Origin of the sequence: Paenibacillus sp. FSL R10-2736 (assembly GCF_038000245.1) — a bacterium.
In the GTDB taxonomy this organism is placed as follows: Bacteria; Bacillota; Bacilli; order Paenibacillales; family Paenibacillaceae; genus Paenibacillus_AQ; species Paenibacillus_AQ phytohabitans.
The window spans coordinates 6,142,821-6,165,044 of record NZ_JBBOBN010000001.1; the positions used below are offsets into that span (position 1 = coordinate 6,142,821).

At 54.6% G+C, this 22,224-nt stretch carries 18 protein-coding genes; 4 read left to right on the forward strand and 14 right to left on the reverse strand.

The window, feature by feature from the left end:
- Positions 1-78 precede the first annotated feature (78 nt).
- Positions 79-7,035 (reverse strand): S-layer homology domain-containing protein, encoded by a 6,957-nt coding sequence (locus NSQ73_RS26270; protein WP_340988807.1) that lies wholly within the window; start codon positions 7,033-7,035, stop codon positions 79-81.
- 227 nt (positions 7,036-7,262) lie between these two features.
- Between NSQ73_RS26270 and NSQ73_RS26275 the strand changes: the two genes are divergently transcribed.
- Entirely contained in the window at positions 7,263-7,904 is a 642-nt protein-coding gene (locus NSQ73_RS26275) for a pentapeptide repeat-containing protein (protein ID WP_340988809.1), read from the forward strand.
- On the opposite strand, the gene NSQ73_RS26280 is transcribed toward NSQ73_RS26275, so the two are convergent.
- Positions 7,901-8,386, reverse strand: coding sequence for a SprT family protein (locus NSQ73_RS26280; protein ID WP_171717804.1), 486 nt, complete (start codon positions 8,384-8,386; stop codon positions 7,901-7,903). The two genes, NSQ73_RS26275 and NSQ73_RS26280, sit on opposite strands and share 4 nt — an antisense overlap.
- 121 nt (positions 8,387-8,507) lie before the next feature.
- On the opposite strand from NSQ73_RS26280, the gene NSQ73_RS26285 reads away from it, so the two are divergent.
- Both NSQ73_RS26285 and cmpA read left to right on the forward strand, forming a co-directional pair.
- Positions 8,508-8,867 (forward strand): hypothetical protein, encoded by a 360-nt coding sequence (locus NSQ73_RS26285; RefSeq protein WP_039296308.1) that lies wholly within the window; start codon positions 8,508-8,510, stop codon positions 8,865-8,867.
- Between the two features lie 126 nt (positions 8,868-8,993).
- Positions 8,994-9,131: a cortex morphogenetic protein CmpA gene (cmpA, locus tag NSQ73_RS26290; protein ID WP_340988810.1), complete on the forward strand. Its 138-nt coding sequence runs from the start codon at positions 8,994-8,996 to the stop codon at positions 9,129-9,131.
- Between the two features lie 113 nt (positions 9,132-9,244).
- Here the strand turns inward: cmpA and NSQ73_RS26295 are convergent, their stop codons facing one another.
- Together NSQ73_RS26295 and NSQ73_RS26300 are read right to left on the reverse strand one after the other, a co-directional pair.
- Complete coding sequence (locus NSQ73_RS26295) at positions 9,245-9,412, reverse strand: hypothetical protein (protein WP_179093398.1); 168 nt, start codon at positions 9,410-9,412, stop codon at positions 9,245-9,247.
- 124 nt (positions 9,413-9,536) lie between these two features.
- Positions 9,537-10,031, reverse strand: a complete 495-nt coding sequence (locus tag NSQ73_RS26300) for a DinB family protein (RefSeq protein ID WP_039296306.1) — start codon at positions 10,029-10,031, stop codon at positions 9,537-9,539.
- Positions 10,032-10,302: 271 nt separating this feature from the next.
- On the opposite strand from NSQ73_RS26300, the gene NSQ73_RS26305 reads away from it, so the two are divergent.
- Positions 10,303-10,878 (forward strand): CGNR zinc finger domain-containing protein, encoded by a 576-nt coding sequence (locus tag NSQ73_RS26305; RefSeq protein WP_076242345.1) that lies wholly within the window; start codon positions 10,303-10,305, stop codon positions 10,876-10,878.
- 3 nt (positions 10,879-10,881) lie between these two features.
- Here the strand turns inward: NSQ73_RS26305 and NSQ73_RS26310 are convergent, their stop codons facing one another.
- From NSQ73_RS26310 to NSQ73_RS26355, 10 genes are all read right to left on the reverse strand, one after another.
- Positions 10,882-12,015 (reverse strand): GGDEF domain-containing protein, encoded by a 1,134-nt coding sequence (locus tag NSQ73_RS26310; protein ID WP_340988812.1) that lies wholly within the window; start codon positions 12,013-12,015, stop codon positions 10,882-10,884.
- A gap of 412 nt (positions 12,016-12,427) precedes the next feature.
- On the reverse strand, positions 12,428-13,234 hold the full coding sequence (locus NSQ73_RS26315; protein WP_340988814.1) for a hypothetical protein: 807 nt from the start codon (positions 13,232-13,234) through the stop codon (positions 12,428-12,430).
- Positions 13,235-13,246: 12 nt separating this feature from the next.
- Positions 13,247-14,545 (reverse strand): radical SAM family heme chaperone HemW, encoded by a 1,299-nt coding sequence (gene hemW, locus NSQ73_RS26320; protein ID WP_340988815.1) that lies wholly within the window; start codon positions 14,543-14,545, stop codon positions 13,247-13,249.
- 4 nt (positions 14,546-14,549) lie between these two features.
- On the reverse strand, positions 14,550-15,833 hold the full coding sequence (locus NSQ73_RS26325) for a B12-binding domain-containing radical SAM protein (protein WP_340988816.1): 1,284 nt from the start codon (positions 15,831-15,833) through the stop codon (positions 14,550-14,552).
- A gap of 27 nt (positions 15,834-15,860) precedes the next feature.
- Complete coding sequence (locus NSQ73_RS26330) at positions 15,861-17,144, reverse strand: B12-binding domain-containing radical SAM protein (RefSeq protein ID WP_340988818.1); 1,284 nt, start codon at positions 17,142-17,144, stop codon at positions 15,861-15,863.
- Position 17,145: 1 nt separating this feature from the next.
- Positions 17,146-17,904 (reverse strand): alpha/beta fold hydrolase, encoded by a 759-nt coding sequence (locus NSQ73_RS26335; protein WP_340988820.1) that lies wholly within the window; start codon positions 17,902-17,904, stop codon positions 17,146-17,148.
- Between the two features lie 38 nt (positions 17,905-17,942).
- Positions 17,943-19,091, reverse strand: a complete 1,149-nt coding sequence (locus tag NSQ73_RS26340; RefSeq protein WP_340988822.1) for a flavodoxin family protein — start codon at positions 19,089-19,091, stop codon at positions 17,943-17,945.
- Entirely contained in the window at positions 19,088-20,527 is a 1,440-nt protein-coding gene (locus NSQ73_RS26345; RefSeq protein WP_246354340.1) for a U32 family peptidase, read from the reverse strand. Before NSQ73_RS26345 ends, NSQ73_RS26340 begins: the two co-directional genes overlap by 4 nt.
- Positions 20,527-21,903 (reverse strand): radical SAM family heme chaperone HemW, encoded by a 1,377-nt coding sequence (hemW, locus tag NSQ73_RS26350; RefSeq protein WP_340988824.1) that lies wholly within the window; start codon positions 21,901-21,903, stop codon positions 20,527-20,529. Before hemW (NSQ73_RS26350) ends, NSQ73_RS26345 begins: the two co-directional genes overlap by 1 nt.
- On the reverse strand, positions 21,893-22,210 hold the full coding sequence (locus NSQ73_RS26355; protein ID WP_340988826.1) for a carboxymuconolactone decarboxylase family protein: 318 nt from the start codon (positions 22,208-22,210) through the stop codon (positions 21,893-21,895). The genes hemW (NSQ73_RS26350) and NSQ73_RS26355 overlap by 11 nt, the downstream gene beginning before the upstream one ends.
- Positions 22,211-22,224 lie beyond the last annotated feature (14 nt).

Sequence of the window (22,224 nt, forward strand, 5' to 3'; positions counted from 1 at the left end):
CGCGAAGGAAGACGGGGGAAATCCCGCGTTCCTTTGCGGCGGCTTGTAGGTTGTTCGTTAAGCCGTAACGACTAGCGGCTACTCGTTCAGCAGCTTGCCGGCACGGAGCAGGCGGGTCAGAATAACGGCGGCTTCTGCACGGCTGGTGTTGCTGCCCGGCGCAAAGTATCCGGCGGATTGGCCGTTCATAATGCCGGTGGCGGTTAATGTGTCTACAGCTTCCTTAGCCCAAGCAGAGATACTGGCAGCATCCTTAAATGTGCCTGGCCCCGGCAGTGCTGACGCAGAAGCTGCTTCATTAATTGCTGCATTGGCGTGAATCAGCTTCCAGGCTCTGGCGGCCATGACCGCCATCTGCTCTCTGGTGATCATCGCATCCGGACGGAAGGAACCGTCCGCGTAGCCTTGAACCAGCCCCAACAATACGGCGGTCTCCGCGTCAGCGGCGTACCAGGAGCTGGCCGGCACATCACGGAAAGTGGCCGCTGCAGCCGGCAGCGCATCCGGCTGCAGGCCAAGCGAGCGGACCAGCATGGACGCGAATTCCACCCGGCTGACGGTACGCTGCGGCGCAAAGACACCGGACGGCTGGCCGTTCACAATCAATCTGCTGGCCAGCAGATTGATCTCATCCTTGGCCCAGTGGGCGGAGATATCGCCGAAGCTTGCCGGATTCACGGCAACGGCCATTATACCTCCGGCCAAGCTGCTCTTAACGGTAATCCGGGTCACACCTGCCCCGGATTCGAATACTGCCGGAACGTAACGGAAGGTTCCGTCCTTGGCTTTATAGACCAGCGCCACTGCTGTATTGACGTCCATTACTTCGTTAATGGTGAATGTACGCTCGACATGTACAGTGCCGAAGCTTCCGGCCGGCACTGAGGTCTTGCCGTCCGTAACATTCAAGGTGAAGCCTGCCGGCGTTCCCTTCACCTTATAGTTCTGCTTGCCTGCAGCGGCAAGCAGCCCCGCAAGCTCCGCGCCTGTCTGCGGCGCGAGCTTGAACTCCAGCGTTCCATCAGGCAGCTTCGCAGCCTTCAGGACGCTGTCTGCCAGGGCCAGCGGGAGACGGTAGGACGCGTCCCCGCTCCGCACCACCAGCACAGCGTCTGGACTCGCCGCTGCTGCTGCCCGCAGAGCAGTCCCGCTGAAGCGTGCGGTACCCTCTGCATTAGCCGCCACTTCAATTATCTTCTGCCCGGCGGCAACACTCTTAAGCTGCGCATCGTTATTAGCCGCAGGCACAATCACGGGCGCCGGGGTAGCCGCAGGAGTTGCCTGCGGGTTCGGGTTCGGGTTCGCATTCGGACTCGGAGACGCCGTCGGACTTGGAGTCGGACTTGGAGCCGCAGTAGGACTCGGACTTGGAGTTCCCGGATCGACAGGGTCTACTGGGTCGACAGGATCGACAGGGTCTACGGGGTCGACAGGGTCAACTGGGTCAGCAGCCGATATCACAAGATCATACACTCTTGTGCTGCCAATGGCGGACACGGTAAAGGTAGTGTTCCCTTTAGCAACTGCCTGCAGCTTCCCTTCTTCCACAGTGGCAAGGCTGCCGTCTGCTATATGGAATTCCGCCTGCGCAGCGATATCCGCACCTGTCTGGTCCAGTACCTGCAGCTTGGAGCTGGTTCCCTCTTTTAATACCACAGGTCCGGTCTGTCCATCCCCAAGCTTGATCGAGAATGGCTTGACGCTGCTTGCGATACCTTGATTCTTCTCCAGAACCGTAAATGTTGACGAGGTATTCGCCACCAGATTCATCCGCTCCCCGCGGATAATCAGGTTATCGGCCAGCAGACTGCCTCTCATCTCCTTCGTAATCTCAATTCCGTTCGTGCCGGCTCCGTCAATTACGTTATCTGCAAGAGTGATTCCATCCATATTCAGATTGCCGTGGACGATGAGCCCGGAATAGGTGCTGTCCAGTGCAATGTTATTGCGGATCAGCACATTGCTGTTGATGTTATTTTCCCCGGTATAGAGCCATATTGCCCCCAGATTCACACCATAGCCGGAATCATAGCTGCCGGTCCGCAGCAAGGTATTGCGCTCCACAATGGTTGTGCCCTGGAACGGCTCTGCGCTGAAGCGTGTAGATACGGCAATCCCCGCTCCGTTCGTCACCGTGTCCTTCACAATATTGTCCTGGATCTTATTATCCTTGCCGCCGAACACGACGATATTATCAGCCAGCCACGGCAGAGATACATTGTTAAAGCGTGCGGTATTATTGAAGCTTGGCGTCCGCTCGCTGCCGTTGACATCATTCAGCCCGGCATCGGTGAAGGACCACATGGCGATACCATCATCGCCCGGATAGCGGATATCGCTCTGCTCCATCATGCTGTTCCCTGTACCTACAGCGAAGTTGATCCCGTCCGCCATCAGGTTGCGGATACGCAGCCCGGCCATATAGAGGCCATTGGTGCGCGCTTTCTCACCTTTGGGCTGGGTCAGCCATAAGCCTGCTTTGGTATGCTCAATCCATACATTCTGAATGACCGAACCTTGACCGAAGGCGCCGTGAAAAGCATTCGTAACCGCCTCATCGTCGCGCACGTTAATGCCGCCCTCAATCAGCAGATCGTATACGCCGGTCTTGCCGCCGTGCCCGTAGAACTTGGCGCCGTTCAGCGTTGTATACCACATGCCTGCGCCGCGGATCTCCGCATCGTCCAGATCCAGCAGTCCGCTGCCGACATTGAAGCTTCCTTCCGGGAACCAGACTCCTGCATCCTGATCTTCGGCTGCGGCAAGCGCAGCCTTAAATGCGGCAGTATCATCGCCATCATCCCCGGCAATGGCTCCAAAATCAGTGACAGACAAGAACCCCTCAGGCTGAGCCAGCGCAGGTGCAACCTGCTCCATGTCCGCCAGATCGATTACATATGAGGCAGCATGATCATCCGCGCTTTTCTCTAGGCGGATTACTGCTCCTGCCGGAGCCTCACCGATCAGCGCATGAATCTCGTCATAGAAGCGGTGTCCGCTGCCTTGACGCGGGTCATTCGACCATGGGTAGCTGCCATATTCCCAGGCGTATTTTGACGTGAGATTAAGCACCCGGCGTTCCCCATTCACGAAGAGCGACAATGTTTCTTCTGCTCCCGCCCCATCCGGACTGTCCGGTATGGAATAACGGAGTACGATTGAATTCGCAGGTTTGGCCAGCGTAAACTCCACATACTCACCGGTGTTCTTCAGGATGACTGCTTCGCGTCCTGAAGCCTCCGAAGCCAGACTGCGGTATTTCCGTGAAGGCGTGACCTGTGTTCCATTCGTAACGGCATCCTCCGCTTCATAGCTGATATAAGGAAGCGTAGCTCCGCGGTAGGTTTTATTGATGCTATCTTTGACAGTCAGGCTATCGATTGTGATCCCGCTCAATGACGCCTCTGCGCCACTGAATGAAACCGTATTGATTCCTGTCCGCAGGTCCAGCGTAAGCTCAGCCGTCTGCCATACGGAAGCGGAGGCTCTGGCAGCAAGGCTTACAACGCCCTGCTTAAGACCATTGACCCGGGTCTCCAGCTCAGCCGCAGCGGCGGAAGCATTCCGGTAACGGAGCACAACGTCGTATTCCCCCGCTACATCAGCATTCACGGCAAACCGCAGCACCCCGTCCCCATGGAATGCCTCTTGCCCGGCATACACAGCATCCTGAGCTACGGGAATGAAGCTCCACAGAGCGTCCTGTGCTTCAACAGCCCCCAGTTGAACTCCTGCTTCCCCGTGAGCAAGAGCAGATTGCTTATCCACACTTAACAGCAGTCGGTATCCCAGCTTATCCTTGATATTCCACTGCGAATCTTCCTTGTCACCGGAATCCACGAGGACAACAGCGCCCTCCTGATCGCGCGCAAGATAATGGCCCGTCTGAACGTTCATCACCCGGTTCCGCCCGTTGACATCCTGCACCAGCCATTGCGCCTGGGCCGGACCTCCGGAAGCATCAGCATAAACCAGCTTGCCGTCCTTTTCCGCCACTATCGTGCCGTCCATTCCTTGCGGTGCAATGGTAAGGATATTCGTGTCGTTCTGGACCGGTGTAGCCGTATCCGTGTTTCTGGCTTCGCCTTCCGGCATGCTGAAGTCCTGAGGCGCAGCTTCCAGGGTCCACTGCACTGAGTTCTCAGTGTCCAGCAGCAATGCGCGCTCAGCATACCCCGTCTTATTCTGCAAATGGATGTACTCATCGTTATATTCACCGTAGAGACTGCGGATGGTGTAATGCTTGGCATCTGCAGCGAGACTGACATCCCATGCTGAAGCGCCGGTATCCCCCGGATCACCGCCGGTACTCTCCATGAATGAGTAATCACTATTCAGAGTAATATAGTGGCCCGTGGCACGATTCACGATATATTGCTGCCCTGCATCCGTAACGATACTCCAGTGCGAGTATCCGTTATCTGAAGCAGGCTGGCCGTATAGGACCACGCCGTGTTCGTTCTCATACAGGTAATCTCCGGTGCCTGCATTTTTGAACCGGACTGGGGCGACAGGAAGAGGTGGTACCGGTTCGTAAACCGGCTCAGCAGTAAACTGCGCACTGTCCCTGACGGCAGCATCCGCAGCCTTGCTAATCCGGATTACCGGATAGCCGTTATCATCAGCGGCGCCATACAGGTAATGGCCTGCCCAGGCACTTTTGAAGGTAGTACGTCCTGATTCCTGTATATCAACTATCCATCTGATGCTTGCCCAGACGTCATATACCGTCTGCTCCGTCCGGACGGGGCCCGCGGGCTCTTCCTGCTCAATGACCGCTGCCAGACTCTGCAGGGAAATGTACCTTCCGGTGCCTCTATTCTTCAGCTTGACCGCACCGTTACTGCCCGGTATATCGATCAGCTGCCAGACGAAGGAATCGTCTCCGGGAATAAGCTCTCCGTACGTAACCTGACCGACCGTGGGATCAGCAGCAGCACCTGTACCCGCACCGGCAGTTGCAGTATCACCTGCATCCAGAGCCAGCAATGCCTCTTCCTCTTTAGCAGCCTTCTCCGCTATATCCTCCAGGTCTCCGCCCGCCTGATCCTGCGGATCATACACATCCGCTGTAACGGTACCATCATTAACCGGAAGTGTAACCTTCAGCACAGGAGCAGGGACAGCATCATCCTTAAGATACTGCTCTGCCCCGTTCACTCCATCCAGCTTGAAGCGGAACAAATCATGTCTCTTCTCGGTTACGGGTACGAACTTCCACTTGGGACTGCCCCAATCGGGATTGATCACCCCGTATTCGGCATATTTGGTCAGATTCTGCAAAGAAATATACTTCAGCGGACGCTTATTCGGCTCCTTATCCAGCACACTCGCGATCACATACGTGCTGTCTCCGGTATTTCTGCCGGTCCAGATGTACGCCGGGTCCACATTATCCTTACTGCCAAGCGGAGCCACTGAAATATGACCATCCGGCATCTGCGCTACATTCATGTAGTGGCCTGTTTTTTTATTCTGAAAAAGCTTGCGGCCGTTGTACTTCTCAATCAGCCACTGGTCTGATCCATCCTCCTGCATATTGCCGTATTTCAGCACACCGTCACTGCTCTCATACCAGTAGAAGGACTGCCAGGTATTCTGAATCCGGTAATAATGAAGGGATCCGTCTGTCGGGATGTCCGGATCAAGCAGCTGCCACTGGGCAGACAGCGAGCTTGCATCAGAGCCTGCGCCGGCCTGTCCGCCTCCCAGCAGAGACAGATAGTTTCCCGGAGCCCCTGCATTCTCAATCGTCTGGTAGTCATCATAATCATCCGATTCATTGAAATCCCACTGATCGGAAGGCAGACTACTATTCATCGTCACGGCAGCAGCGGCACCATCCGCATAGTTCAGATAATGTCCTGTTGCTGCATTGCGGATGCGTTTATGGCCGTCATAGTCCTCGGCGTACCACAGGTATTTACTCTCATCTGCTGCATCCGGGGCGATAACCCCATGCTGAAGCTCCCCGCCCGCAGCTTCATACAGGAAATCGGTTGCTACTTGCGCATCGGTATAGGTGGCAATCCGCACCGGCTGCAGCTCGCTAACCGTGACGATCCGCCACTGCGCACTTGGATTGCCTCCCCAGCCCGGCCAATTGTTGGAGCGCACATCGCTGTCACCGTCATACTGGGGATTGAGCCATAATGAATTCCCGCCGTCGGTCAGACCCTGATTGCGGAAGGTTACAAGCCCTGCCTCCGGGGTGCCCGGCGCCGGCTCTTGGACCCACTCACTCAGATTTGCTTTGGCCGGATCAATCTCAGCCGAGAAGACCCCATACCAATGCTCTTCATTCTGCTTGATGTAGTGTCCGGTCGCTCGGTTGCGGATCAACAGTGTCCCGGAATCTGTACCCGGTTCCAGAAACCACTGTGCTGCCTCATTACTGAGCGGCTGTGCACCGTGCTGTACCTTCCCCTCATTCTCAAACATGACGTTGCCCGGGCGCATCACACTTTCGATCCGGACAGGCGCTGCATTCAGACTCACAAAAGCCCACTGCGGACTCTCAAACGTAATGTTGATATCCGCGCTGGCCTGGGCATAACCCAGCTGATTCTCCTCATGGATGACCAGCTTGCTCTCCGGAGCCGTTGCACTGCGGATGACCATATAGCCGGCTCTGTTTGAAGTATCTATCAGCCATTGGTCAGCGGTGCTCCCCCCGCCCGGGGCAGCAGCTGCCTTGAGTGAATCCTCTTTGCCTGCATTGCCTTCAAGCGTAATGAAGTGGCCGGTCTTCACATTCTGAATCCGTGATAAGCCGCCCTCCGTGACCACATTCCAATGGGAAGAGGTATCCACCGGGTTAGTCATTCCGTAGCGGACAACGCCTTCGCTTGTCTCATACAAAAAATTGCTCTTCCACTTGTTCTTAATCAGAACAGTACCCGCTGGAATTTGCGCTGCGCCTGTTCCCCCGAGGCCGTCTGCGTAGACAGAATTCCCGGCTCCCGGCAGACCCAGATTGGGAAAAATAAGCAGCAACGCCAGCAGACCCGCAATCACGGACCTGAATCGTTTCATAAGTGCGCCCCCTCTAACTAAAATGGACTTCTTTTCCATCTTAATTTGGTAACGCTTACAAAACGATGTGTGATTTTATCCATCCACAGGTGTATTTGTACGTACATGCTTAAGGCGGGCTATAGCCGCTGCAATTGACAAAAGCTCAGGTTCGCAGGATAGTTAACTCATTCAGCCGCCAAGTTGTCCATACTTGAACGGATGGAACTAATTCTACGGAGGCATTCATGAATAACAAGATCGAACAACCCCGAATCCCGGAACCGGAGCTATTGCTGCCGCAGCAGATTCACTCTCTGTCTTCCAAGGACGAATTCAGCCGCTGTCTCATTTCCGGAGCGCTAATTGAATACCAGGATGCTGCCAGAGTGTCCTTTGATAAGGTTATTTTCAAAAATGTGACGATCACTGAATCCTCTCTGCACGGCATTGAGCTGACCGATGTCATCTTCGATCATTGTGACCTGTCCAATGTCGATTTCAGCGATGCCTTCATGCATAGGACAGAATTCAGGGATTGCCGGCTGATTGGCACGGACTTCACGAGAGCGCGGTTTCAAAATGTATCGGTGACCGGGTGCATCGGGGAGTTCGCGGTGTTCCGGTTTGCTAATTTCAAAGGAGCCTCCTTCGAGCGCAGCTCGCTGATCAGCGCGGATTATTACCAGTCCACCTTAAGCGGCCTCTATTTCTCGGAATGCAATCTGGATCAGGCCACACTGGCCGGGTGCAAGCTGAAGGATATCGATCTGAGCGATTGCGAGTTCACCGGCCTCGTGGTTGACCTCCAGGATCTGGACGGCTGTGTAATCTCTGCAGAGCAGGCGGCTTCTTTCGCCGGACTGCTGGGCCTCGTGATTAAATATTAAGTAGCCGGACCCGCACCTGCCTCCAGGGTGACCAGCTTTAGCTTACCCGAACATTTCCCGCAGCGGTAACGCTTCGGATCGGCTCTGCGCTTACGCGGATATTCCATGGCGCAGGCTGTGCAGACCAGCTTGTACCGGTAAGGCTGCGGTTTCCGCGCCTTGTCTCCCGGCAGTGTCTGGCAGTAGCGGCTGCCCCCGACCCGGGCGAGCAGTGTTTTGAAATCGGCATCCCGGTGCATATATCCCCGCTTCGCCAGATGCAGATGGTAATGGCAGAGCTCATGCTTGATGATTTTCTCCGTCTCCTCCCGGCCGTGGATGGCAAGCTGCTGGGGATTGATCTCTATATTATGGCTTTTGGTAAAATATCGTCCGCCCGTTGTCGTAAGTCTGCTGTTAAAGCTGGCTGTATGCCGGAAAGGCACGCCGAAGCTGTTCAGTGACACCTGCTCGATCCACTGCTGCAGCTCTTCGTTGCTCATACTTATCATAGCGCTCCTTCACGGCTCCTCTCCTTAAGGAAATAAGATCTCTACTTGAATTGTAACTTGCCCATAGGCTACACTGTCAAGAAGGAAGACAAGTCCGGAGGGAGAATGAGTTATGCCGAAAATGCGGTATGTTATTTTGCAGCAGGATCAGGAACTGCAGTTCGTGGAGATGCCGGAGGAGTATGCTTACCAGCTGAGCGCCCTCAATCTTCGCCTGAATAAAGAAATTGACAAGCTGACTGCGGAGAATGTACCCGGTCTGCCGCGGGCGATTGCCGAGTGCGATTCCCTGGAGCTGCTGCGTGAGGAGCATCACCTGGAGTCCGGGCTGGCATATATCAACCGTCTGGAAAATGCTTTTGCCTCTATACAAGAGACTGAGTATCCGCTGATCTCGCTATTAACGGAAATCCGCGCGCTGCAGGCCCAGCTTGAGCAATGGTATGAAGAGGAAGAGGAAAGTGTGCAGTAGCTGGCAGTTACATGATGGAGCTGTACGGCTAATTGCCACATGTAAATGAATGCTGCTGCCGCACCTTTGGGCGGCCTTCCCCATATGCTATCTGTACATAGGATGCATGCCAGAGGAGGGGTACCCTTGCCGCAGTGGCTTTGCCAACAGCTCATGAAGGCTTATTTCAAGAAAGACCGCCGTCAGATCAAACTGCTGAATGAATGCTGGTTCTTTTACCGGAATTCTGCCGAAACCAGTGAATTCATCACCAAAGACGTATAGGTATTATTCCGCATTATATCCGTAAGCGCCAAAAGGGAGTGACCGTGCAGCCGTAGAATTCATGGCTGTGGGGCACTCCCTTTAACATATATATCCGGGCCGGATTCTGTTGCTTAGAACATCGGGAATACATATTTCACCAGGAAGAACAACAGTCCAAAAATGATGATGATATACGCGGCGTATTTAATAAAGGTGGATGCGACGAGACTGGAATCCGATTTCTTATGCACCTCTGTCCGTTCTACTTCAACGCTTCTGTCCTTGGTATTCGGTTCCATCTTCAATCTCTCCTCTCGGTTCGTTAGCTGTATGTCATCCATTAACCCGGGTTTTTCGGACTGAAACAAAAAGAAACGGGCGCCGCCCTGAGGGACAGCGTCCGTTTCTGCTGGAAATCAGCTTTTAGTCAAAACTGCGTTGGCCCGGCCAGGAGCCCTGCAGCTTGCGGACCAGTACGATCTGTCCGGTATGATAAGAATCATGCAGAATCAGACTCATTACTTCTTCGCCCGGTGCATGTCCGGAGCCGCCCCATTCATAAGCGCCTTCCTCCAGGGCCACAATAATCTCCCGCAAAGAGGCATGAACGGACTTCAGCTTGGCAACTGCCTGGTTCCACGCCTCTTCCCCGCTCTCCGTTACCGTAAACGTAGCATCATTGCTCTCTAAGTCAGGCAATTTCTCCAGGCCCTTAAGCTTGCGCAGCAGACGTTCCTTATAATAAGTCAGATGATTGACGGTCTCCCAGATTGAATTGCCCGCTGCCCCCTCCGGCTTCCAGCTTGCCTGTTCACTAGTCACCCCTTCAAGCGCGTCTTTAAGCGGCGGCTGCCAATCCTCAACATCCATCACATAATCCCAGTTCTCCACCAGAACATCGCTAATCTTATTTTGCATATTTCACCCTCCTAAAAAAGTTTTGCGGAGCCTATGCACCTCGAGTTTCTTCGCAGTAAAGCAGGCTTCGAAAGCATCGGCTTCGTTTCTCGGAGCATTCGCTCCCTGATTACAGAGCTTAGAAAATCCGAATTCCGTAACGGTTAAACAACCTGAATGAAGGTTACATTAGAAATGTAGCATATTTGCCGGAGCGCTTCAAGTAACTAGCAAAACTTATTTTTAACTGTTACAATCAAAGGAAACATCGTGGTGAAAGGAAAGATGCAGCTTGCTGTGGGAGGATTTCATTAACAGCTACTGGCGGAATTGGCGGACAGGCGACCGGAGCAAGGACCGGGATAGGCTGGATGAACCGGAGTGGCTGGCAGAATGGCTGGCGGCACAGAAATTACCTGCGGCAGGACCGATTCTGCCGGTAGAACTGGAGCGGCTGAAGCAGCTGCGCGGATTATTATGGGACGAGGTACAACGGCTGGTGCAGGGACAACCTACGGAAAGCGCTCTGCTGGAACAGCTGAATCAATATATGGGTAACGGGCCTGTTCTGCGGAAAGTAGTCTGGGGTACCGGCGGCGAAGCCGGGATTTCATTGCTTCCCCAGCGTGCAGACTGGGAGCAGATTATGGCGGAGATAGCGGCTTCGTTTGCCGAAGCACTACTGGAGAAGGAAGCCTCACGTTTCCGGATTTGCGGAAATCCCGATTGTCTCTGGGTCTATTACGACGATACCCGCAACCGCTCGAAGCGCTACTGCGACGACAAGCTCTGCGGGAACCTGATGAAGGTCAGACGGTTCCGGGCGCGCAAGAAGGCTGCGGAGGATGAAGGAAATCTGCCGGACTAGCATTTAGACAGACTGCAAATGCCGGGTCTGCTGAAGCGGAGTCAATGTTGTGTTTTTGCCGGATTTTTTGGCAGTATAGAGCAGTTCATCCACTTCCTCAAACAACTGTTCTTTGGTGGCTCCTTCGGAGTAGCTTTTGAGTCCGATACTGACGGTCACTGCAGTATTCTCCAACTCTTCATGTAGAGTCTCCGACAGTTGCTGACGTCCCCTGTCTGCCAGCTCGTAGGCTTCTTCATAGGTCTTCTCAAAAAAAAGAATCGCAAATTCCTCGCCCCCATAACGTGAGGCAATATCCGTTGGAGTGATATTATCTTTAATCACCTTGGCGACCCGCGCCAGCACTGCATCACCGGTACGGTGGCCGTATTTATCGTTAATCCGCTTGAAATTGTCAATATCAATCAAAGCCAGATGAAACGGCGCACCTTGATTCCCGTACTCCAGCGCTTTGTCGTAGAACTCGTGGAAGGAGATATGATTGTACAGGCCGGTCAGCGCATCCGTAGTGGACAGCTTGCGGATCACCGCGTTCTCGATCATCAGATTCTGCTTGGCCGTCAGTGTCGCTTCCAGATCACTCGCCAGCTCCCGCCCGTTAATAATAATAATGCTGGCTACCAGCGTGCCCACCAGCAGAAATAGCGGAATGGCAATCAGATCGAAATCATTCAGATAATATTTGAACCAGTAATCCCAGCGGTAGAGAATGAAGAACGCAGCCGCCTGCAGGGCAGACGTAAATAAGGTCAGATCCAGCCGGAAAAAGATCGCCGACGCGAAAATCGGCAGCAGCATCAGCGCCCCGATAATCCGGATATCCATATTGAGATGGATAATCATCATGGCAATAATGGTCCCGGACACAAACAGCAGGACAAAGGAATATTTTGGCGCAATCGCATCGACGAACTGGGTCAAACCGACAACCCCGCTCATCAGCAGCGTCGGATACAGCAGGACATCATAATAAAATTCATGCGGCCCCATGGGATATGAAAGAAATAAAAAAGCCCAGAGCTGCGCAGCAAAATGCAAAGCAATTACGAGCCAATAGGTACGCAAAAAACGCTTGATCCACTTGGCCTGCCGCTGTGCGGAAGTATCCGAGGGGCCCATGAAATCTCTTAATCTCAATCCATTCACCCGCTGCATGTAGATTTGATCAACACATTTCTATTATTTTAACATGATTTGCCCCGGGTACGATACTCACTTACGGGATATGTACTGATTTTTTTGGGGGTTAATGCGTCTACATATAGTGAGGGAAATCGCGGCATGGGCTACTTGCTGTCTATTCCTTATAGTTTCGACAAATTCTGAGGTGCGAAGGACCCGGGGATTTCGTGGGAGCTTGGCATTCGCACCAGCTCTTAGATCCTATCTTACTCTATTGCTTTTAATCTGCAAGCGACCGGAGCTAGTTATGAAGCCTGTATAGTTTTTCAGACAACTATTTCATTGAATTCCCAATCACAAACAGCCCAACCCGCGCATCGCGTAAGGTCCGGCTGTTTGTGGTGTCTCGGCTTATTGATCAGCGTCCTCAGGCATTCATCAGCAGCTGGATACGCTCCACATCCTGGCTATATTTTTTGGCCAGTCTGGCTTTGCCGAGGTTGGATTTCACGATTTTTTGCATCCGTTTATCTTCGGTCACAGCGAATTTGGCCAGCATCCGGAAGCCTGCCTCAGGGGCACGCTCGACGAATACGCTGAGTGCATATTCCAGACCTTTGGACAGGACGCGGAAATCTTCCGTACCATAGCGGGTCTTCCCCTCAGCAATCTCATCCAGGATGTACTCCGACAGCTCCAGAGCATACAAGACATGGGCAGCATCCTTCAGCATAGGCGGGTGGGCCAGCGTCGCTACGAAAGCCCGCTTCTCCAGCGCACTGGCCTTGCCCATCATCGCATCGAACAAGCTTCGGAGCGCTCCAAAGTCCTGTTCTCCGATTCGCTGCAGCGCCATCGCTGCCGCTTCACGCATCCGCCAGCGGGAATCATTCATGGCTGCTTGACAACGCTCCAGAATGATCTGCTGCCTCGAAGAATCTGCATAGCGGTAATAGGTCCCCATCGCCTGCAGCGCACAGAAAGGCAGGAACTCACGGGGATCATCCGTCGGCGCATCCGCCTCCGCTCTGCTGCTCCATTCGGCAAGCAGCTCCCAGGCATCGCCGGTTACCCAATCCGACCCGAAGGCATCTGCGAATGAGGAGGCCGCCCCCAGATTGGCCCGCGGACCCGGCAGATTCGACTCGCCGAGCAACCGCTTCTCAAGCTGCTTGAATTTCCCGGCGTCCTGAAGATCCTCATAGAAAACGTTCTTGGTCACTTTGCTGTTCATAGTACCCCTCCATCATTTTGGAAAAGCAATTTTGATATGTTCCTCGCAAAACTCCTTACATACATTGTTGCCCCAGAACAATCCTTCAAAACGTGTTAGAGCAATAGTCTCCTCACGAATCTCCACCAAGCCTGCCTTTACAAACTTATCGAACAGCTCAGGAAAATGTTCCTCCGGGAAGGTGCCAAATTTACGGCGGAACAGTTGGCGGTCAATCGCAGTGCGGCGCAAGCCCATCGCCAGGAACTGGTTGGGCAGATCCTCCGGCGTCACCTGGTAGCCTAAGGAAACTGGCAGCTCTCCTGATGTAATTTTTTTCACATACTCCGGAAGCAGCTTCACATTCTGATAAGCATAGCCGCCCACTTCGCCGAATGCCCCCAGTCCGACAGAGAGCAGGTCCAGATGATCGTCAAAATGCTTACGGCTGTAAATATGATGTCCTCCCGGCTGCACGAAATCATAGGTGGATTCGACCGCGTAGCCTTGCGACTCCAGATAACGGCAAGCCTCGTAATACATCTGCTGCTCCAGTGCAAGATCACCGCAGGCCGGAAGCTCGCCGCTGGCAATGCGTTTGGCGAGGCCGAAGCCGGGAATGATCTTCAGCGGGAATAACGTGACATGACCGATTCCAAGCTCCACCACCTTCTCCAGATCCTCCAGCCATTCCTCCATGCTCTGACCCGGCAGATTGTACATCAGATCCAGGCTGACATTGGATATTCCGGCCTCCCGGGACTGCTGAATGGTCCGCAGTGAATCCTCGCTGGTCTGAAGCAGTCCGAGGCGTCTCCCCAGCTCATCATTGAAGGTCTGAACGCCCAGACTGATTCGGTTGACGCCAAGAGCAAAGAGCAGCTTCAGCTTGGCAGCGGTAAATGAGGCGGGATTCCCCTCAAACGTGATTTCTTCAATACTGTGCATGGGGAGTGTGGCCTGCAGCTGCTCAAAGAGCGCCATGATCTCTTCCTCGTCCAGAACGCTTGGAGTTCCTCCGCCAATATAAAGCGCCTCCACGGAGCAGTTGCGGATCTGCGGCGCCGAACCGTACATCTCCAGTTCGCGGAACAGCGCGGTCAAATATTCCTGGCGGGCTGTCTGCTCATTGAACGCCTTGGGATACGGGCAGAACGGGCAGATGGAGTCACAGAACGGAATATGTACATATACAAGTTTAGAGCTTGGAGCGGCATGATTCAAGTTCATCATGGACGGCAGACGTTTGCTGTCCTCCGGGGTAACCGGAGAATTGCCCATGGGATAGTGGCCGATCCCTATCTCCCGGAACGGGTATACAGGCTTGTTCATTCGATCAAGTCCTTCCTCCAATTGAATTCATAAGCATATCCTTATAGATGTGGCGCGATGCTGCCAAGACCTTGGTAAGAAGGGCGTCACTGTAATCCTTGGACTGATAGAACGCGGGAACCAGCAAGTTATCATTCTTCTGGACAACTTGCTCCTTAAGGGCGATATGGTACAGTGCTGTATGAGGATAAATACGAATCCCTTGACTGGCCAGAATATAGACGGGATTCAATTGGTTAACCAGTTGTACGGTCTCTGCCATGGTCTCCTCATGCTCTCCCGGCCCGCCGAACAGCAGCGATACCGAATATGGGATCTGATACTGCTCCAGGAGGCGTCCCAGCTCCAGCAGCTGCTCCGGGTGGAATTGCTTGCCCATCCGCCTGAGCATCCGCTCAGAACCTGAATCTGCCCCGATATCCACAAAGCGGCAACCGCTTCTCTTCAGCAAGCGGACCAGTTCCTCTGTAATATTGGCCGGGGTCAGGGCACAGCTCCAGTCCAGTGAAGTGCTTGTGCGGCCGATCAGCCCGCAGAACTCCATCGTCTCTTCCACATCATGATTGAAGACGCCGTCTACAAAAGTGATACTGTTCACTTGATAGTCTGCCTGCAGGATCTTCATGTCTTCCATGAATTGTTCCGCAGGAATCCGGCAGCCGCCGGAATTCTTATAGCCCTCTGAGCAATAGATACAGTGCCTGCTGCAGCCTCTGGAGGCCTGATAGCCCATGGAGGCTTTTTTGATGCGGGGGTTCGGGATAAAATACTGCGGGGAGAACAGCGTCTTGGCGGGAATGCGGCTGTACACCGGATGATAGGCAGGAACCGCAGTAACTACCTTGTCTCTGCCTGCGGCCTGCCCCCGTTCAAGTTCATGGGCCAGCCGGACAGCCTCCGTCTCACCGCTTCCCTTAATCCCGTAATCCGCCCCCAGCTCTTCCACCAGCTCTTCCGGCATTACAAGCATCGCGGCTCCTCCAAGCAGAACCTTGGCTGAGCTGCATGTACGGCATACCTTCATTACTTCTCTTATAAAAGGCAGATAGCTCTCCGGCTGCTGAATCACCTGATTGTCGATGTTGCGCACAGACAGGCAGATCAGCTCCGGTTCAAACACCCGCAGCTCATCCCGGAGTGCCTCAAACGGTTCAGCCATAAAGGCCATATCCAGAAAACGGGTCTCGAAACCGGCAGCCGTCAGAGCCGAGTAGACCATCCCCGCCCCAACCGGAAGAACCGGCATCGGCTTCTTCAGGGTATTCGTAGACACTACCAGTATTCTCATGATTACGCTCCACCCTGTCTCCCTATTTTAAATAAACATCCAATCCGGATTCCGCTCCCGGTACGGACGGCATATGCTGCTCGCCTGCTCCAGATTTAGCTGGGGGGACATGAAGAACTTCGGATGGAGCAGATCATCCGGCTCCGGGGAACCAACGTACCTGTACATATCTGTTGACGGCAGAATGCGGATGCCAAACAAGCCGAAGATGCGCTGAACCTTCAATTCCTCCATAAGATCCAGCGTCTCCCTTAAGGTCTCGGGGGTTTCCTCCGGCCCGCCGATAAGCAGGCAAAAGCTGAAGGATAAATCCTGTTCCTGACAGAGCTGCACGACAGCCCGGATTTCGGTCTGGCGGAAGTTCTTCTTGAACGACCGCAGGCAGATATCGCTGCCTGAATCAATGCCAAACTCCACTTCCGTACACCCTGCCTGCTTAAGCAGCCCGGCAAAGTCTGCAGTGAAGAACCTGGGATTCAGGAAGCAGCCCCAGGACACAGGAACCGCACGCCCGATCAGCTCCCGGCAAATATCCTCAGCATGCTCCAAGGGATAGTTGAACACACTGTCCACGAAATCAAAAGAACCGATATCATGCTGCAGCACCATCTGCTCAATCTCGTCTGCAATTCCCTGCGGCGACCGCAGGCGGACTGCCCTGCCCTCCAGCGACGGATAGGCACAGTAGGTGCAGCTCAGCGCACAGCCTCTCTTGGTCAATACATTATGGCGCACCTTGCGCTCCACATCATAGCTATGCAGAAATCCGCTGCGGCTCGGAAAATAAGGGTGGTCCAGCTGTTCAGGCGCCTCCGGCGTCAAGTATTTCCATTCCCCGTTCTTTGTGCAGAACATCAGCCCGCTTACAGTGGATGGCTCCTCTCCCTTCTCCAGATGGGATAAGAGTTCAACCATACTGTCACAGCCATCGCCTACAATCCCGTAATCGGCCCCCGTCTCCTGCAGCCACTGCCTGGGAAGGAGCGAGAAGCCCGCTCCCCCCAGAATGACAATAGCCGCATGGCTCCATTGCCGGACCCAATCCACCAGGATGCAGACCTGCTCCACGAAACTCCGGGGATACTGCATGCAGCAATTATCCAGATTACGGATCGACACGCCGATGTAATCCGGTGCATAGGCATCCAGGTAAGAGGTAACAGCCTCCCGGGTATAGTCCAGCTGGGTCATATCCAGCATGCCTGCTTCATAGCCGGAAGCTACAAGACTGGCATGAATATAGCTGAGACCAAGGGGAAAAACGGGCGGCCGCTTCTCCGTATTCGCCGATATTAGCAGCACTCTGCCCATACTACTCCTCCTTGAGGAAAGTGAGCATTGCACTGGCTACGGTTTCGCTCTCCTCAAGAAACATAAAGTGTCCGGTGCCCGGAACCGCCAGCATCCGGGAGTCAGGCAAGTACCGGTTCAGCTCCAAGGCCTTGGGCAGTGGCGTGATCCGGTCCTCTTGGCCGGTTATAATCAGGGTTCTCTGGCGGATATCCTGAAGGATCGGCCGGAGATCGGGATGCTTAATCTGGATCATCAGCCGGTGGGTCGCGGCGGGCAGCTTCGACCATCCCTCCAGAATCAAATGCTGAACCTCTTCATGCTCTGCTGTGAAAAAATACGGAACCGCAGCTGCATTCGTCTGCTTCACTGTATCCGGCGTGATCTCCTCGCCGTGGCCCGGCCGCTTGAACGGAACCTGAAAGGTGGCGGCTGCCCCCATGAGCACCAGCTTCTTCACCCTGCCCGGATCACGTGCAGACAGCAGCAGCGCAAGCGTGCTCCCCAGAGAATGCCCCACAATGGAGACCTGTTTCAGACCCTGCTCGTCCAGCAACCTGACGATATCATCAACCATGTCCTCAAGAGTGAACGGCGGACCGGAGTAATCCGACTGGCCATGCCCCCGCAGATCAGCAGACAGCACCTGATAATGAGGCTGCAGCGCCTGGGCCAATTCCCGGAAGACGAGCGAAGAGTCCCGGTTGCCGTGCAGACACAATACGGCCTCGCCGGTGCCTTGACACCTGTAAAATAAAGGTATGCCCTTTGTCTTCAACATTTGTGACTTTCCTCCCTTGATCTTGTCCGCCTACCGGCTCATACGATGGCTTCCTCCAGATAGTCAACGACCCGGCCGATCTCCCGGCCCTGCGTCCCATCGACTGCAAACAGCTGCCACTCCTCCCTGGTCCGCCCCACCAGAATGGCCGGCACGCCGGGCGCTACGGAGCACCGTGAGGCCAGCGCGTCTTCCCAGTCATAATACAGCTCGAAGCCGGGAACCGCCTGCCCCGTCTTCTCCTTCACAAATTCATGGGTAATGAAGTGGGGCAATTGCCCCACTCTTGCAATCAGCGCACAGGCCGCTTTGCCGCCGAATTGCTGCTCCAGCTGCTCCAGCAGCGGGCCGCAGCGGCTGCTGGCCTGCTGATCCCCAATGACGAAGATCCGCGGCTGCTTCTCCGCCAGCGCACCGAGCCTGACCTCCTCATCCCTGATGTTCTGAACGGTGAAGGCAGACCAGTCATCGGCCTGCTCCGCGCGCTCCTGCTGCTGTTCCCAGCGCACCTGCCCCTGCTCCGCCGGGCTGTCAAAGTAGGAGAATCCCAGAGCCGACGCGACCCGCAGCCCGACGGCCCGGGCCATCATTTTGGCGGATTCCGCTTCTTCAATCGGTTTGCTCCAGGAGCGTTTACGGATGCCCGGCTGGCCGTCGTATTCAATCAGGCTGATGCCTGCGCTGGCGATCATGGACAGCTTGATCGCCGTGAAGCAAGGCATCAGAGAGGCCAGCGCCCATTCATGCCCCGGCCCCGCTGCGACGACAATCTGCCCGGCGACCTTTCCCTTGAACGCTTTGCCCTTTACCCCCGCCACCCGGTCATAATTATAGTGCTCAAAATCCAGATCCTCGGCGGAGCACGGCTCGCAGCGGTCGATCCAATTCTTCCAGACTGCCGGAAGCGAGAGCGCATAGACCGGGGAGGAGAAGATAAAACCATCCGCTTCCTTCAGCTTGTCGTACAGTTCTGTCAACTGATCCTCCGGCTTCTTCAGCAGATGGCAGGGCTTGCCGTTCATGCAGTTGCCGCAGCCCTCACAAGGAAGAATATTGTAATCATTCAGCCGCAGCAGCTCCGTCTCCACCCCCTGCTCCTCCGCTGCTTCGAGCGCGACGGACAACAGATATTCACTGGAGCTGTGATGCTTCTTCATGGACCCGGCGAGCCCGATCATCTTCTTCATCCCACAGCCTCCTCCGCATCCAGCTCAGCCGTATCAAATCCAAGCGCCCTCAGGTCCATGAGTGCAAACATCCGGAAATCAGCCGGGGTACACAGCACATTGGCTTTGGCCACCTCATATCTGGATACCAGACCTGTTCCGTTTGCTGCGGCAAGCTCCTCGGCTTTCTTCCGGATCTCGGTGCTCGCCATGTCGCGGATGAACTCGGGCTTCCGTCCCACAACCCCCTCATAGAGGCTCTGGCTCTCCGCCGTCCAGGTCACCGGCGCTCCGGCGGCCGATTCGAAGAAGGTACCTGAAGCCAGCGCTGCAAACAGCTGCTCAAACTCCTGGAGAACAGCTCCCCCCGGCTTCGCCACTTGAACAGTCCGGCTGGCCCATTCGGCACAGTATCCGCATTTGTCACAGTCCATCCGGTCACACCGCTTGGCACGGAAGCCCTCCAGGAAGCCCTCCAGACTCTCATTGTCAATGTTCGCCTGGAAGCTGAACAGCAGGCTGTAGACCTGTCTCATTTTTTCGGAAGGTGCGAAATCCTCCTTAATGTTCTTGGAGAAATTGGGCATTTCGAAATCGGCCTCCGCCATCCGAGAGTTGAGCAGACTGAGCAGATTGCCCTGATAACTCCGCCCGGAATAGGCCAGCGCCGTATCCGCAATCTTCTCCGTAGTCTTCATCCGCTCGGTCAGCTTGAATTTGTGATAGCCCAGTTCCTCATAGATATGCATATCTTCCGGGCGAATCCATTGCGATTTCAGCAGCTCCTCGGGATGCTGGAGCTTACGCTCCGTACAGCGCAGCATGTAATAATCCAGCGCAAAGCCGTCGGTCACATGATTGCACTGCGAGGCATGGCTCTGAAAGTTCGCATGGTTCTGGCGCATCGGGCAATCCAGCAGGCAGTCATTGGTCGCAATGAGCTGATAGTCGCAGCTGGTACTCTTGCGCAGGCTCTCCAGAAAGGCAAAATCACGGTTCCGGCTCTCGGGCAGGGTAATCTCGCTGACGCCCCGTTCTTCAAAGTAATGCGCTTGTCTAAGCGTGTTGACGTTGGCAAAGGTAGACAAGCTGATCTTGACGTCGGGCAATGCTGTACGCACCATATCAACCAGCATGGGGAGGGACACAGTGACATATTCCGGCTGAAGCGTACCGATCCATTCCAGCAGCTCGCGCAGGCGGTAATGAAATTCCTTGGTCGTCTCCAGATTATCCAGACAAGTGGCATTCAGCAGGTAATTGAACTTGAACCCGTAGGCATGAAGGAGCTTCACATGCTCCTCCACCCTTGTCCGGTCTATGGTTGGCAGCGCAAACGTTGGCCGGCCGCCGCCCACCAGATCAGAGGATAACTTCCCGTAGAAGACATCCACATGCGAATCCTTCAGCAATAATGGTAACCGGTCATCAAAATTGGTACCGACAGACAGCTTCATCACTTCAGAACCTCCCCTTTAACCTCGGCCGGTTTTTGTCCGCGTGCCAGCTTCACACGGCTCTCGAACGTCTGCTGGTTCGCTTCCGAGAAGAATTCCTTGCATACATTATTGCCCCAGACAATGCCTTTGGCAGACAGGCGAATCTCATGCTCATCCGTTTCAAGCAGGCCTTTGGATACCAGGTCATCGATAGTCGGACCGAAGACTTCTTCCGGCTGATACCCGAACATGCCGGCAAAATCCTTCCGCTTCACCGACAGCATGCGCAGGCCCTTGGCCATCATTCCATGCATCGCCTCCAGATCATCGGCTTTACTGGCGATGAAGACGGACAGGAACTGCTGCTCAAGACGGTTGCTGTACTCCTGAATGTCACCCTGATTGATGTACATCAGCTTGTTGACATAACCGAAGGCGGCCGGACCGTGCGCGAACAGATCCTTCTGTTGTGTATAGTACAGCAGGACATGCCGGTCTTCGAAGCCCGGCTTGGCAAAATCCCACACACTATATTGAACATATCCCTCTTCCTGCAGCAGCCGCTTGGCCTCCAGATACATATCCACTTCCAGATTAACGTCCCCGGTAGGCGGAATCGTGCCTTCCTTAATCATTTTGAACAGCGCAGTAAACGGCACGACACACAGGGAGAACACAGTGATATGATCGATTCCGAGCCGCACGGCCGTCCGGACATCCTCCAGCCACTCCTCCATGGTCTGCTCGGGCAGATTGTACATCAGATCAATCCCGATATTCTCAAAGCCCGCTTCCTTCGCCTCGTTCAGCACCTCGAAGGCCCGCTGCGAATCATGGCTCATCCGGAGATGCCGCCCCATCTTGTCGTTGAAGGTCTGCACCCCTATGCTGATCCGGTTCGCCCCTTGGGCACGGATGGCCTGCATTTTCTCCAGCGTTAAGGTAGCGGGGCTTCCTTCAAAGGAGATTTGCGCATCCGGTAGCACCCGATAATGCTCCTGTACGCTCTTCAGCATCTCCACCATCCGCTCGGCAGACAGAGCCGTAGGCGTGCCGCCCCCGAACGTCACTGCACTGATCGTGGACTGTGAACCATAAGGGGAAGAGGCATAGATGCCGATTTCGGCCTTAACGGCCTCCATATACTGCTCTACCTGCTTCTCCTGATAGGCCATTTTGTTGAAGGGGCAGAAGATGCAGACTGACGCACAGAATGGGACATGCACATAGACTGCACCGACATTGTCCGCCGGAGGCTGACTGTTCAGACCCATCACTCCATAAATGTCGGCCGGAGCAATCTCGGTCACAGGATTCGGATAGTGGGACACACAGATCGGATCTCTATGGGGATACACATTGTAGAATGGCTCATAGGACGTCTTAACTGCCATGATGAACACCCCGCTTGGATTCCATTGCCGTCATGGCCGCAGCCAGACCGGAGGATACAGCTTCAATGCCTGCTACAGGCAGGCAATTCATCACGGTCTCCGTCACTTCCTCAGGGGTCGCCCCCAGCTCATAAGCCTTCAGTGCATGCAGCCGGATACCGTAGGTAGAACGGTCAGTCACTACACAAGCCAAACGGACCAGTTCCCGCACCTTGGGCTCCAGCGTCCCTGTATCCTCAATCGCCTTGCACATGCCTTCAAATGCGGCGCCTACCTGCGGATTGACTCTCATCAACATATCGCTCATTTGCTATAGCCTCC